The organism is Prevotella micans F0438 (assembly GCF_000243035.1).
Lineage (GTDB): Bacteria > Bacteroidota > Bacteroidia > Bacteroidales > Bacteroidaceae > Prevotella > Prevotella micans.
The window spans coordinates 494,239-508,703 of record NZ_JH594521.1 but is presented as its reverse complement, the minus strand read 5'-3'; the positions used below and the strand labels follow the sequence as shown (position 1 = coordinate 508,703).

Genomic DNA, 14,465 nt, shown 5'->3' with positions numbered 1-14,465 from the left:
GTGTGTGTGTGTGTGTGTGTGTGTGTGTGTGTGTGTGTGTGTGTGTTAGCACTTTTTCCGAACCCTGCAAGAATATAGCGTTAAAAAACACGGGAGAAGTGAAATTCTCTCGCGATACAATGCTGCTATAATAAATGGCGGGTTTGAAACTCATGGCGGCAAAGGTATATTAATGAATCTGTTTAGGCAAATGTTGATATATATTTTTGATTTATTGGATGATAAGAACGAATATAACTTACTAATAATCTTGGGATGTTTTTATCCCAGGAACGCACTGTCGCAACCTATGAAACACTAGATTGTAAAGACTCTACAGAGTTATGATTGAACTGCAGAAATAATCTCATATTTATCATATGCCAAAGAACGACAAATAATTGTAGAAGTTATCTAATTGAGGCAATTAGATAACAGCGCTTTCACGTTAAGATAGTGTACGAATAGGACAAAAAGAACGCGCATTCCAGATGGTACTTTCACTAACTTTGCCACGCTATCAAGTAAATAACTAAATACAATTATAGAAATGAGAATCCTCAAGACCCTCCTATTGCTAGCTTTGTTTTCAGGAGTAATTGTTTGCCGAGCGGCAGACTATATCGTGAACCAAAACTTCGTGACCATACCAGTTAAGCATCCCACTGCCGACGGAGCCAAAATGGTTAGACTGCAGATTATAAATAACAATATCGTTCGCGTGCAGGCAACACCCGAAATGTCGTTTCCCGAGAAACAGAGTTTAATTATTGTTGAGCAGAAGTATTTCGCTAGCTTCAAGGTTGAACAGCGGGCAGATATCGTGACTGTTCGCACCGCCGAACTCGCCGTCGAAGTAGACATCGAAACTGGGAGAGTAAGATTTCTTCGCGGACCGCATATCCTACTTAGTGAACGGGCTCAAGGCGGTAAAATATTTCGTCCTTTCCGTGTGCCCGAACGCGAAATCGGTGTGGGAACTCTAACCGAGCAACAACGTAATGCATGGACATGGAATGCAGTTTTCGATTCGCCTGCAGATGAGGCTTTCTATGGACTCGGACAACACCAATCCGAGGAACTCAATATGAAAGGAAAGAACGAAGACCTGTTCCAATACAACACCAAGATTTCCATCCCGTTCGTGGTTTCGAACAAAAATTATGGTGTGCTGTGGGATTCCTATTCCTACTGCCGTTGGGGTAATCCGGACGAATACCAACAACTTGGCCAGGCCTTCAAAATCTACAACAAGGATGGGCGGCCAGGCTCGCTCACCGGAACATATACCACAAAAAACGGCTCACAGCAAATAGTCCGCGAGGAAGACAGCATATACTTCGAGAACTCGGAAACTATTGTGAACCTTCCAAAAGATTTCCCACTTAACGGTTCGCATGTGGTTTACGAGGGCGAAATCGAGGCCCCGGTGGAGAATCTCTATCATTTTATTCTATATTATGCCGGCTATATTAAGGTCTATCTCGATGGCCGCGAGATAGTACCCGAACGTTGGCGAACTGCCTGGAATCCTAACTCCTATAAGTTCACATATCCGATGAGAGCTGGTCAGCGGGCCAGTATAAAAATCGATTGGAAGCCAGATGGCGACGTGTCTTATTGCGGACTGCGCACCGCCACACCTCGCACCTCGCAGCAGCAAAACCAAATGAGCATTTGGAGCGAAATGGCACGCGACATGGACTACTATCTCATCGCTGGCAATAACCTTGACAGCGTTGTGAGCGGTTATCGTCAACTCACGGGCAAGGCTCAAGTGTTCCCCAAATGGTCGTTCGGTTTCTGGCAGAGTCGTGAACGTTATAAAACATCTAATGAAATAGAATCTACCCTCCGAACGTTCCGCGAAAAGCATATCCCAGTGGACAATATCGTACAGGATTGGAACTACTGGAAGCTCGATTCGTGGGGCTCACACCAATTCGAACCGGTACGTTATCCCAATCCGCAGGCCATGCTCGACAGTGTGCATGCAATGAACGGCCGATTCATGATTTCGGTATGGCCCAAGTTCTACAATACAACCGACAACTACAAACAGCTCGACGCCCGCGGCTGGATGTATCACCAGGCAATCAAAGACTCTATTCACGACTGGCTCGGATTTATGGGCTCATTCTATGACGCCTACTCATCCGGCGCGCGACATCTATTCTGGCAGCAAATGAACAGCAACCTCTACGAAAAATATAAACAAGGAATAGATGCCTGGTGGATGGATGCATCAGAACCTAACGTGCGAGATTGCACGCCGATGTGGTATCGTAAAGCTCTTTCCGGTCCAACAGCTCTAGGCTCATCTACAGAATACTTCAACGCCTATAGCCTCATGAATGCCAATGCAATCTATAATGGGCAACGAAGCGTGAATCCTAATCGTCGTGTGTTCTTGCTCACCCGGAGCGGATTCGCTGGTCAGCAACGCTACAGCACAGCCAGCTGGAGCGGCGATATCGCTACACGATGGGAAGATATGCGCGCACAAATAACCGCTGGGCTTAACTATTCCATCGCTGGACTTCCGATGTGGGGAATGGACCAAGGCGGATTCTGTGTCGAACAACGATATGTGGATGCACAACTGCTCTTCGACAAAACAAAGCTTGAAAACAACGACCTCAAAGAATGGCGCGAACTGCAAACACGTTGGCATCAGTTCGGTTGCTTCGTACCACTCTATAGGGCCCACGGACAATGGCCGCTCAGAGAGGTTTGGAACATCGCACCCGAAAATCATCCAGCATATCAAACCATCGTGAAATATCATCGTCTGCGCTACAGGCTCATGCCCTATTTATACAGTATGGCAGGGGCCGTTCATCTCACTAACTACACCATCATGCGCCCACTCATTATGGATTTCAATGGCGACTCGGCAGTGAACGATATCAAAGACCAGTGGATGTTTGGGCCAGCACTGATGCCCTGTCCAGTAACCGAATACGGTGCACGCTCGCGCCAGGTTTATCTGCCCAAACAAACTGGATGGTTCGAATTCAACACTAACCGCTACTATGTCGGCAATCAGGTAATAACTGCCTATGCGCCCTTTGAATCCATCCCTGTGTTTGTTCCCGAAGGTGCGATAATCCCCATCGGCCCGGAGATTGAATGGACTGACCAGAAACCAGCCGACCCTATAACGCTCTACGTGTTCCAAGGTCGCAACGGTGAGTTCACGCTCTATGAGGACGAATGCACAAACTATAACTACGAGCGAGGAAAGTTCTCCACTATTCGGTTTACCTACAATGACGCCGACCATACCCTCACCATCGGCAACCGTCATGGTTCCTACGACGGCATGCTCCAGAGTCGCACATTCCGTATTGTCTATCGCCAGAAGAACTCAACAGTCGCTCAATTCGACCCCGATAATGAGCCTGCAAAAATAATCCGCTATTCAGGCAAGCAAATCAAAGTGAAGCTCTAGTTAACATCGGCATATAATTAAAATGCGGCATATGTTCTTCAAAAGAGAATATATGCCGCATTGCGATGTAGACAATCCTTAAGTTTTAAGGAAAAGGTATTGCGCAGCCACCAACCCAGCGGTCACCTTGAGCAACAAACAAACCATTGTCATAGAAGTCTATATAATAGCAAGCACCCAGATTACCTGGATAAGGTGTAGATGTTACATAATATCCATAGGCATCTGCATTTTTGCGATATTCCCCATTAAAATATATTCCAAAGTAAGGCAGAAAGAAATATCTATTGAGCTGTGAACCTACGGGACGTGTGAACTTTGTTATGGTATAATTTATATAAGCTCTTCCATAAACATTTTGTATAGAAACGCTACGATAGTCTTGACCATCGGGAGCTTTGTTTGCATTCATACTAAAGTTGGCACGTTTAAGTACCCATGTACCACCCTTCCACAGATGACCACGCCAAGTCCAAAGCTCGTCACGATCAGTATGCCAATCGCCGCTGTGTGCATACCATAGCATTTGGTTCACGTTCGGGCAACTTTTGGCAGAATTGCTGGCGGCCGAAGTCCCAGTGTTATACCATCGGGGGCCTGGACCAGTGGGCCATCCACTTCCAGTTGCACCAACAAGCGAGGATTGGTTGCCACCTTGCCAATAATCTTGTTGGGCATCCCACATATAGAATTTCTGACTGGAATAGTCTGTAGGAGCTAGATTGGATGTTATGTCATGAATCTTGCCTGGCTGGAAGTTCATATTCACATATTTCGTTATTGTTCCTTCAATACTCGAACCAGAGGGCTGGTCGGTAGTATTGCGTAACCAATAGCGAATTGCGAGACTGTGCTGACCAGGTGCAATAACTACATATGAACCGTTTTTCCCGATGTCGGTTGAAGAATTGTTGAGTTGGAATTCGGTGCCGAGAGTGAGAACAATTCTGTTCGTGCCGCCGTTGGCTAATGTGAGTTTACCGTTTTCTGCTAGATTATAGGTGCCGGCGATATCGTTTTCCGAAATTATTTCGATTTTGAATAAGCGGCTTCGGTTCACATAGCCATTGGACGAGCGGGGAAGCAGGCAGATGTAAGAGGCCTTGTGGTCGAGTGTAAATTGGAATGACTTTCCGCTTCCGATGGCCTTTCCAATTCCACAGTCGCCCGAGAGTCCAGCGTGGTCAAAGTTATTACAGTCTGACTGTGTCTGAGATGACGCTATAGTGACTTGGTTCCCGACGGATGAGTTTTGTCCAGTGTAGGTCACGAGCGCTCCGTTATTATATTTGTCAGTCGAAGGCATAGTGAAAACACCACGTGTTTTGTCGATATTTAAAGTGCCTGCAGAACTCTGTCGAAGCACCCCGTCTGAGGTTTTCACCCATATCCAGTCGCCCGTAGACCAAAAAACTTTGGCTCCTTGACCGAGCAAGTGAGTAATACTTGTGCGTGTTGGCTCTTCGCTGGTGAACGTAATTTGTTCTTCGTCTTTTATACTGTCTTTGTGTTCTGTTGGGTTTGTTGGCGTAGGTTTATTCGATGCAATTTCGTCACCGGAGCAACTTGCCAGAATCAACATAAAGAGGAACGAGGGCAATAAGTATGTTACTTTCATAATTATCTTTCCTTTTACGGTTATTCTTCCCATTGATTTTCCTCTAAAGCCGAAGAGTTCACTTCTTCGAATATATTTTCTTTAGCGTCACCCCCACCGCTGCCCTGTCCGATAGGAGTATGTTGGCCGCTGACTGTTTGCATTATTTGCTCAACCAGCAAATTAATCACTGTGATTGTTGGAGACACATAATCTCGCTTCCTGGGTTCTTTTTCGTTCATATAATCAATCATTAAAAATATTATCCTGTGAAAAATTGCATCTAAGGTTCGATGCACAGAGTTATTTCTATTAAGAGGGGGTGATGTCGAGAGGGGAAATATTGGGGTGATTCCCGAGATCGGGTGGAGATTATTCTATTCCTCGCTCGTTTAATGCTTTGGCGTATTTGGCGGCGTTCACCTGATGTTCTGCATATGTCTTGGCGAAATTGTGAGTTCCACTGAAATCTTCCTTCGCACACATGTACATATAGTCATGGTGAACATAATCGAGCACGGCATCGATGGCTGCAACCGAGGGGATACGAATCGGACCGGGAGGGAGACCGCGATATTTATACGTGTTGTAGGGACTGTCTACCGTTAACCATTTGTGATAGATCCGGTGTGCTGCAAAGTTCTTCGTTGCGAATTTCACTGTCGGATCGGCCTGCAGTGGCATTCTAGCCCGAAGTCGGTTTATGTACATTCCTGCAATCATAGGCATTTCCTTTTCGTTGTCGGTTTCCTCGTCTACGATGCTTGCGAGGGTCATTACCTCAACGGGTGTAAAATGCGCCTCCTTAGCCTTCTGCATCCGTTCGAATGACCAGAAGCGCTTGTTTTCCTTGTCTATCTTGTCGAAGAACCCGTCGATATCGGTATCCCAATAAAAGTCATAGGTGTCGGGAATAAATATGGCTATGATGGTTTCGGGCGTATAACCATATTTTCGACAGAACTTCTTGTCGGCCGTTCGTTGCATGAACGTTTTTCGTGATATTAGCAAGTCTCGAGTCACGTCGCGCGACAAATCAGCCAACGTTCTCACCGAGCGGATAGTTATCGACACGGCGGCCTGACGGTGATTCCTGATATATCTGAAAGTTTGCAACGCCCCCATTGAGCCCACCGCATATCGACCGGTTCGCACATCTTTATCCTTGAACCCGGCTATCCGTGCTATTTGCTTAAAGGCCCAAAAGCTGTGCCGAGTAGAGAGCAGTTCAACTTTCTTATATACGGAGTCTACATTATCGTCTTTATCCAGAAAAACATACTCAATTTTCCCGCTTCTCGACATCGAGGAGAACAATATGAAATAACCTAATACGACAAATGTCGCACAAACGCCGATAAGGATTTTGAGATTTCTGTACTTATGTTTCTTTCTTCTTGATTTCGACATATACGAGTAACTGTAAGTCGGCAGCAAAGGTAACATAATCTTTCAACTCCGAGACTCTTATAACAGTGTAACAGTATACGTACTACACTGTATGTACAAACACATTGGAAGATATTTTTAAGCGTATCACAAATCATCTACTCACAAGCTTAAGTATAGTTTTGTACACGTATGGAGATATTTCTCTCAGAGGTATTACATTAAACTTCCGGCTTATATGCTAAAAGTATCTTATGTATTGCTTCCCATTTTTATATATACCCAAACTTAAAAGTTTTTCCCAGCTTCTTGAGTTTAGTTCAAATAAAATCATACCTTTGCAGATGTAATCTTAATACTTAGTATCTAAACAAATTATTTATTGGAGAGATGGTAGAGTGGTCGATTACAACGGTCTTGAAAACCGTCGTACCGAGAGGTACCGGGGGTTCGAATCCCTCTCTCTCCGCAAACAAGGGTGTAAATCAACGAGTTATGTGATTTACACCCTTTTCTACACCCAAAAACTTGAGGGCGGTTAAAAGGGTCAAAAGAGTTGTCATTGAGAAAACATCAATAACAAATCGTCTCAGCGAAAGGTTCATAGGGGCATCCTTTGTTGACCAATTCCTGTGCCTGGTATATCTCCTTTCCATTATTTGATTCTTTCAATTAAAGGTCTCATCTTTAAATCGTATTCTTGATTTCCGAAATTGATCACAATAAGATTACGGCGGCATCTAGTGAGACCAGTGTATAGCAATTCATCAAATGAAAGATTGAACGATGTAGAAGACTCATATTTGGGTTCCAATATAAGGAATACTACTTCACTTTCCCATCCTTTGAAAGAGTTGATGGTTGAAATCTTCAACGTGCCACTATTCATCCAGAAATGTAGTTTTTTATTGTCACGGATGTTTTTATAACTATCTGAATATACCTCTTGCTTGAATCGATCAAGTATTTTCGCGTAATGCTTTCTGAATGCTTTAAATGCATCAATACTTATTCCACACTTCTGACACTCTTCTGCTAAGCGAGAATCAAAGGTGTCTGCGAAGTTTGTGCTCAAATCATATATCGAAAATAGCATAGCAACATACTGCCGCACTTTAATGATGTCATTGTCATATAGTTTTTGTCTATTTGGGAACAGTTTCTTCTTAAAGTGTTCGCAAATATTGTTAAACCATCCGGAATGTGGATTGTTATCACTATTCTTGCCAATGTAGTTAAGATGCGTCATGTACATTATCTCTACAGTTTCAATCATAGAGTTTGTCTTTTCACGGCTTGCATAGCGGTAATAAAGATCAAATGTACGTAATAGGCTGGTTGTATAACCTAGAATGGTTATGTCATTAGGAGAGATATTAGAATTTTTATTGAGAATGTTACCTCTAATTATATTATATAAGGTAGTAACAGGTTGATCTTCCTGCAGGTACATATAGTTGATGTAACCTTTTTTTTCTTGCTCTTGGCCAAAGAAAGAGTAAGTACCATTTTCAGAAAAGTCATCAACGTCATATTTGCCCTTAAAAATATTCTTTTGGAATGATTGTGCAAGATCTCGGACTTTGAAGTCAGAGCGATAGCAATATTTCAAGTCATTTACACCTCGAACATTTGTTACAACATCTTTGTTTTGTGTTGATTGTCCATAGATATTTTGTTTTACATCTCCAAAAAGGACGTAATCACCCTGAGGATCACGAAAATAGTTTTTTACTATTTCCATCCATGAACGATGATAATCCTGAATCTCATCAATCAATACTGCATCATATTTGGTGATTTCATCCTTGTGCTCGTCAAAGAGTTTGATGTTGCCATAATATTTTGATTCTAGATATTGTGACAAATGCTCGGGATCTATACCCTCAGGAATTTCAAATTCGATATTTAAATTATTCAGTTCTGCATTAATGAACTGATGATAGTTAATAATAATAAAGTTTTCAATTGGGAATGTCTCGTCAACTCTATTCATTTTGTCATGAATAAAGTTCTTTAGAGTAATGTTAAAAGTTAAAATGAGCACCCTCGGATTATTATTCCTTTCCAAGGCTCTTTTATAAGCTTGTACGGCACGGGCCGCTAAAACGGTTGTCTTGCCAGATCCAAAGACTCCGCGAACTCTTTGCTCAAGAGTTGTTGAATATATAATTTCTTTCTGTTTCTGAGAGTAACTATATGGAACACCTTGAGAACGTAGATGAAGAGGAGGAGAAAGAAGCCGTTTGAAATTATCATACAATTTGTCTGTGAAGAACCAAGAAGGACGCTCCGCTATCATATACCTGTTCTTCAACAATATATTAAAATCTTCTTGGTTTAATGAGTCATGTCCAAGGAAAACAATGTTGTATTTGAGGAAGGTTTGATACTTTTTATCGTCTTTATATGGTTCTACAAGCATTCCTTCAAGGTATGATTTGCTGGCGCAATGAAAATATACTGCGCATGACACAATATTAAAATTGCGAAAGTCCTTGATTTTTACTTGCAATAAATCAGCTACATGGAGGTCAAATAGATTATTTTTATACTTTAAGACTTGGTCTATGGGTGATTTAACGACAGAGTTGTTAGGTGTATAAACCCATTTCCTCTTTTCATTCAGTTGAAAGTTGTCAAGATTCCAATCTTTGACCTCTATTACCATCACACCATAGCCTTTCCTCATGATTAGAATGTCCGGGCGATCCCCATTGAGGAAAGGATTGAAATAAATCTCGAACGAATCGTTAAGAGTGCGTTCAAGAAAGTTCAGCAAGGATCTTTCACCATCTGTGGGTTGAACCTTGAACTGGTTGATTTTTTCTATACAAGGGTAAAAAATAGCCATTATACTAACACACAAGTAAGGGGACTCTGATTTAGGGAAATGAAGGATAAAAGAGTGGGAGATTAGAACGTTGTTTTAAACTCTTTGGCGAGCCATGTTTGGGTGATACCTCGTTTCTTCAAATGCTCCTTAATGAAGGTTGCTATGCTCTTTACTTTTGTTCCATAAAGCTGTTTTATATCTATTATAGCTGCAAAGTTATGAACTTATATTGAATATAGCGAAAGAAGGTGAGGGTTTAACACTACGGAGAACCGATTTTCTTGAAAAGCAGAACAAAAGAACCTCTTAAGGCTCCAAAAACGATTATCTATGAGCTTTCCAACCTTAGATATTCGTCCATTATTAAATGTGCTACAATCGTTTCTGAGACCTCTTGATTTCCCGATTTATCCCTATTATTCCCACTATATCTCTGAGGCTTGGAGACAGTCTTTTTGCCTTCTACATTTGCATCGTCAGATCTGACAAATGCCCTATGCGCAAGGGCAAGTTATTAACTTCAAGACAAAAGAAAGTATGACGATAAATGAAGATTTACTGGACAAGCCTGTGTGGCAGATGACAGGTGAAGAATTACTCTTCCTGGCACAACATGGCAATACGTCCCCAAAAGCAAGGGAAGAAAACAACTCCGCCAAAGAAGAAAGGCTATATGTGTATGGATTGGCAGGTATCGCACGCCTATTTGGATGCAGTTTACCTACTGCCAATCGTATCAAGCAGAGTGGTAAAATCAACCGTGCCATTACAAAAGTGGGGCGCAAGATTATTGTGGATGCAGACCTTGCTCTCGAGTTGGCTGGTCGTAAAACAGGAGGATGAGGATGAATACAATAGACTATGAAAGCATTTGGCGACAGTCTCTCATTAACGTTACGGATGAGTTTACGCTTCCGCCCATTGTGCTACAAGCTGGCGAAGCCATTATTGGGACATTGGGTAATTTCAGCGTATCGACAGGAAAGGCAAAAGCCCAAAAGACGTTCAATGTGAGTGCCATAGTTGCAGCAGCTCTTGTCAATGGACAGGTGTTGGACTATCGGGCATCATTTCCCGAGAGCAAACGTACCATCCTCTACTTTGACACAGAGCAAAGCCCTTATCATTGTCAATTGGTTTTGCAGCGTATCTTGAAATTAGCAGGACTGCCGATAGATCAAGAACCTGAGCATTTGAAGTTCAGCCATCTTAGAGCGATAGCAGACCCCAACCAGCGCAGAGAAATCATCCGCTATGCTATCTACAACACGCCTAACGTGGGCTTAGTGGTCATTGACGGCATCCGTGATTTGATGCTCGACATCAACAATTCAACGGAGGCAACCAAGTTGGTGGGCGACCTGATGCAGTGGACGAGCGAACAGAATATTCATATTCAGACCGTGCTACATCTCAACAAGGGCGACGACAATGCAAGAGGGCATATCGGTACAGAGCTTAACAATAAGGCAGAAACAGTTTTGCAGGTCACAAAAGATACTACGTTGTCAGAGCGAAGTGTTGTTGCTCCTACCATCATCCGCTCTAAGCCTTTCGAAAAATTCGCATTCCAACTTACGGAAACAGACGATGAGATTTGCATTCCAGAGTTAGACCCAACCTACATGGATAGCGAGCGGAAAGGACATCTCTTTTCCTATCAAGAGTTGAGCGACACAGAGCACCGTAGAGCTTTGGAGCGAGCATTCTCTTCAAATGAGCTATTGCCGTATGGCGAACTGATTATGGCTCTCAAAGTGGCTTATGCAGAAGTTGTCGGGCAATCATATGGGCAGACAAAACTCAAAGAACTCCTGCGCTTTCTGCTCAATAAACGAATGGTGGTTAAGGAAGGACGAGGCAAGTACCTATTCAACAAGGATTATTACTACTAAGCCATTGGTCGGTCGGGCGCAGGCTATATATACCTGAACCAACCCGACTAAAGATAAACGAATTTGGTCGGACGCAAGTGGGTGCCTATAGAGTACGACCGTCCGACCCAAAGAAACTTCATCAGCCGCCAAAAGAAAAAGGCTGATAATTATTCACGTCAAACATCAAGATAATATGGACATACAACACATCAAGCAAATCTCCATTACAGATTATTTGCAGCAACAAGGCTACGCACCTACACTGATAAAAGGTATCAACCATTGGTACTGCTCTCCATTTCGACAAGAGCGAACTCCATCCTTCAAAGTCAATACAGAGCGTAATCAGTGGTACGACTTCGGAACTAGAGAGCATGGCGACATCATTGACCTTGTGCGTGCTTTGCAGCATTGCAACATAGCAGAAGCAATGTATCTGTTAGAGCATGGGGGACAACTTCCTCAAAGAACTTTTTCTTTTGGAGGGAATCATTCTTGTTCAACTTCTGCCTTTGAGATACTTTCAATCGAAGCTATCACTCATCCCAATCTGAGACAATACCTCGCAGAGCGAATTATCGCCTTATCTACGGCTGAACGCTATTGCTCCGAGCTTCATTACTGCCAAGGCGAGCGACACTATTACGGCATTGGCTTTCCTAACGATGTAGGCGGTTGGGAGCTTCGCAATCCCTATTTTAAGGGATGCATAGCCCCCAAAGCAATCAGTACGCTGACACAAGAGTCGGAAAGTCTTCAACTCTTTGAGGGCTTTATGGACTTTCTCTCGTGGCAAACGCTAAATCCATCTTCAACTTGCGATGTCATTATTCTTAATTCTCTGGCTCTTTTGCCGCGCATTCAAGAAAAGATAAAGAGCTACAAACAAGTAGAGACTTTTCTGGACAATGACAATGTAGGGCGAAAATCGTTTGAAGTTCTGAAGCAGTTTTGCTCACATATCATTGACGGTTCTGTTCGATACCCCGACCCCACAAAGACCTGAATGAATGGCTCATTTATCAGACGAAAATGAAGAAAGAACAGGCTTTGCATTCAAATGCGAAGCATAGAATCAGAAGATAGACTTTATTAGGGAAGCAAGTTTGTGTTTTGAGTATCTCAAAACCTACTTGCTCCCATCTTTAGGAGGTGAAAATCCCGTTGGTCTCATCAAAAAAAATAGAAGTTATGGAACATAAGAATAAAGGTGGGCGACCCACCAAGACTTTATCAGAGAAACGAAAATATCAAGTACTTCTTCAGCTTAACACCATGGAGTACTACACCCTGTTGGGCAAAGCGCGCGAGGCATCCATTCCTCGTACCGAGTTTTTGCGACGACTCATCGCAAAAGCAGAAGTCAAGGCACGCATCCAACCCGAAGAGATGCAACTCATCCGCACAGTCTCAGGCATGGCAAATAATCTCAATCAGATAGCCCATCGGCTCAATGCTTTTGGTTTCTCTGTGCTCAATGAAGACTTGAATGCACTGAAAATGCTCATTCACGAACTCATCAAACGCTTGAAACCATGATAGCCAAGATTATCAAGGGCACAGACTTCGGAGGTGTCATCAACTATATGCTCAGCAAACAGGAAGGAAAAGCTATGGTTTTGGCAAGTAATAACATAGGTTTTGCCAACCAAAACCTATGTGCCCACGAGTTCACCCTTCAAGCATCCATGCGTCCGAGCGTGCAGAAACCTGTCTGCCACACGATACTCTCTTTCTCTACCAGCGATGCAGAGCGACTGACAAACGATGTGATGGTAAAGATTGCCAATGAATATTTGGCGAAGATGGGTTATAGCGACACGCAGAGCCTTATTGTAAGGCACAGCGACCGCCAGCATCCGCACCTTCACATTTGTATCAATCGTATCGGCAACGATGGCAAGACCATCAGCGACCGCAATGAGAAATATCGCTCTACGAAAGTTTGCCGAGAACTGACCGAGCGTTATGGCTTGACCCTTGGGGAAGGAAAGAAGACGGTAAACCGCCACCGACTGCGAGGAGAAGATAAATTACGCTATGAGATATTCGATGCTATCAAAGCTATATTACCACAATCGCAGAACTGGAAAGATTTTGTTTCAGGTTTAGAACAACAGGATGTTGCCACTCGTTTCAAGACGAAAGGCAATACAGATGTAGTGCAAGGAATCATCTTTGAAAAGGACGGTTGCAGTTTCAGTGGCTCAAAGATAGACCGTTCCTGCTCTTTCTCGCTCCTCAATGCAGAGATAGAGCGAAACATCCAGCAAGCGCAACAGCATCTATCAAAAGAGCCAATGGCACATTCGATAGATGAAAGCGTATATACTTCCGATTTATCCGAGGCAATTGACGAAATCTTTACGATGCCGATGCCAAGTGGAGGTATAGATGTTGATAAACTTTGCTTTCAAAAGAAACTTCGCAATAGAGCCAACCACAAACGTAGAATTTAATCATCAAAAAATTATATCAGTATGAACAATGAAACGGCACCAATCCTCGACATCCTCGAAGAACTCAAACAAGAATGCAAAGCCATCAGCAAGGCACAAGCAGAACTACGCACTACGCTTGCAACACAACCTGCCAGCCCAAACGCAGAGCGTACTAAAACACAAGAGTGCGTGCAAATCCATCTCTCCAAAGAGACTCAAGCTAAAATTAAAGAGCACCAGCTTTTTGTTTTGGAGGCACTATCGGAGTCGAGTAAGACACTCGACCCAAAGTTTGAAACCTTGCAACAACTCATCTGCGAGCAACAAAAGCCCGTAGAGTATAAGAACTACTCTCTCTTTGCCAGCGTGCAATTAGCCGAGCGCGTTCTGCTACTGTTAGTTTGCGGACTGAGACCTCTGCAAAACTCCTCCTATAATTTGTCTTTCTTAAATATTTTTTGTACCTTTATGGTATGAAACAAAAGTTATCCTCTCCAAGTTTTGCTGACCTATTCCTTGGGCAAAGAAAGGTCAAGCAGACATTCTTTTCACAAATAAACACAGTCATTGATTGGGCACCTATTCGTGCTATAATAGAAGTGGCTTATACAAAAGGCTATAAGTCTACCGGCCGGCCCGGCTATGACAGCCTTGTTTTATTCAAGATTGAATTACTCCGCACCTGGTATGGTCTGAGTGACGGAGAAGTTGAAGAACAGGTTAACGACCGCCTGTCTTTTAGTCGCTTTGCAGGTCTTGGCATGGAAGATATCGTCCCTGACAGTACTACCGTGTGCCGTTTTCGCAACATTCTTGTTGAAGCGGATTTGTATGATACGCTTCTTGAGGAGTTTAATCGGCAATTGGAAGCTAAAGGAATCATTGTAAAGCG

General features: G+C 43.1%; 10 protein-coding genes, 1 tRNA gene and 3 pseudogenes. 9 read left to right on the top strand and 5 right to left on the bottom strand.

Translation table 11 applies throughout. From position 1 onward, the window contains the following. Positions 1 to 529: 529 nt before the first annotated feature. A complete protein-coding gene (locus HMPREF9140_RS02040) occupies positions 530 to 3,433 on the top strand; it encodes a glycoside hydrolase family 31 protein (protein WP_006951388.1) in 2,904 nt (967 codons plus the stop codon). Positions 3,434 to 3,518: 85 nt separating this feature from the next. Here the strand turns inward: HMPREF9140_RS02040 and HMPREF9140_RS02035 are convergent, their stop codons facing one another. From HMPREF9140_RS02035 to mltG, 3 genes are all read right to left on the bottom strand, one after another. Beyond that, complete coding sequence (locus tag HMPREF9140_RS02035) at positions 3,519 to 5,051, bottom strand: hypothetical protein (RefSeq protein WP_244858977.1); 1,533 nt, start codon at positions 5,049 to 5,051, stop codon at positions 3,519 to 3,521. Between the two features lie 20 nt (positions 5,052 to 5,071). After that, positions 5,072 to 5,272 (bottom strand): hypothetical protein, encoded by a 201-nt coding sequence (locus tag HMPREF9140_RS02030; RefSeq protein ID WP_238301068.1) that lies wholly within the window; start codon positions 5,270 to 5,272, stop codon positions 5,072 to 5,074. Between the two features lie 130 nt (positions 5,273 to 5,402). Then, positions 5,403 to 6,440 carry an endolytic transglycosylase MltG gene (gene mltG, locus HMPREF9140_RS02025; protein WP_018572206.1) on the bottom strand — a complete coding sequence of 346 codons (1,038 nt, stop codon included), beginning with the start codon at positions 6,438 to 6,440 and terminating at the stop codon, positions 5,403 to 5,405. 363 nt (positions 6,441 to 6,803) lie between these two features. Here mltG and HMPREF9140_RS02020 point away from each other — a divergent pair. Beyond that, positions 6,804 to 6,888, top strand: a tRNA-Ser gene (locus tag HMPREF9140_RS02020). Between the two features lie 186 nt (positions 6,889 to 7,074). Here HMPREF9140_RS02020 and HMPREF9140_RS02015 read toward each other — a convergent pair. Then, positions 7,075 to 9,273, bottom strand: coding sequence for an NERD domain-containing protein (locus HMPREF9140_RS02015; protein WP_006951380.1), 2,199 nt, complete (start codon positions 9,271 to 9,273; stop codon positions 7,075 to 7,077). 65 nt (positions 9,274 to 9,338) lie between these two features. Next, positions 9,339 to 9,432: pseudogene (locus tag HMPREF9140_RS10715) on the bottom strand (transcriptional regulator); the annotation flags it as partial. Between the two features lie 360 nt (positions 9,433 to 9,792). Between HMPREF9140_RS10715 and HMPREF9140_RS02010 the strand changes: the two are divergent. The 7 genes and pseudogenes from HMPREF9140_RS02010 to HMPREF9140_RS01980 form a co-directional block, all read left to right on the top strand. Further along, positions 9,793 to 10,098: a DUF3853 family protein gene (locus HMPREF9140_RS02010; protein WP_006951378.1), complete on the top strand. Its 306-nt coding sequence runs from the start codon at positions 9,793 to 9,795 to the stop codon at positions 10,096 to 10,098. Positions 10,099 to 10,100: 2 nt separating this feature from the next. Then, positions 10,101 to 11,150: an AAA family ATPase gene (locus HMPREF9140_RS02005; RefSeq protein ID WP_025073447.1), complete on the top strand. Its 1,050-nt coding sequence runs from the start codon at positions 10,101 to 10,103 to the stop codon at positions 11,148 to 11,150. Between the two features lie 175 nt (positions 11,151 to 11,325). Next, positions 11,326 to 12,218 (top strand): annotated as a pseudogene (locus HMPREF9140_RS02000) (CHC2 zinc finger domain-containing protein). 105 nt (positions 12,219 to 12,323) lie between these two features. After that, positions 12,324 to 12,671 carry a plasmid mobilization protein gene (locus tag HMPREF9140_RS01995; protein WP_006951372.1) on the top strand — a complete coding sequence of 116 codons (348 nt, stop codon included), beginning with the start codon at positions 12,324 to 12,326 and terminating at the stop codon, positions 12,669 to 12,671. Further along, the gene (locus HMPREF9140_RS01990; protein ID WP_006951370.1) at positions 12,668 to 13,591 is read left to right on the top strand and encodes a relaxase/mobilization nuclease domain-containing protein; all 924 of its coding nucleotides are present in this window, start codon (positions 12,668 to 12,670) and stop codon (positions 13,589 to 13,591) included. Before HMPREF9140_RS01995 ends, HMPREF9140_RS01990 begins: the two co-directional genes overlap by 4 nt. A gap of 21 nt (positions 13,592 to 13,612) precedes the next feature. Further along, positions 13,613 to 13,984, top strand: a pseudogene (locus HMPREF9140_RS01985) (hypothetical protein); the annotation flags it as partial. Between the two features lie 62 nt (positions 13,985 to 14,046). After that, positions 14,047 to 14,465, top strand: a 419-nt coding sequence (locus tag HMPREF9140_RS01980; protein ID WP_006951365.1) for an IS5/IS1182 family transposase, incomplete at its 3' end; no start/stop codon positions are given.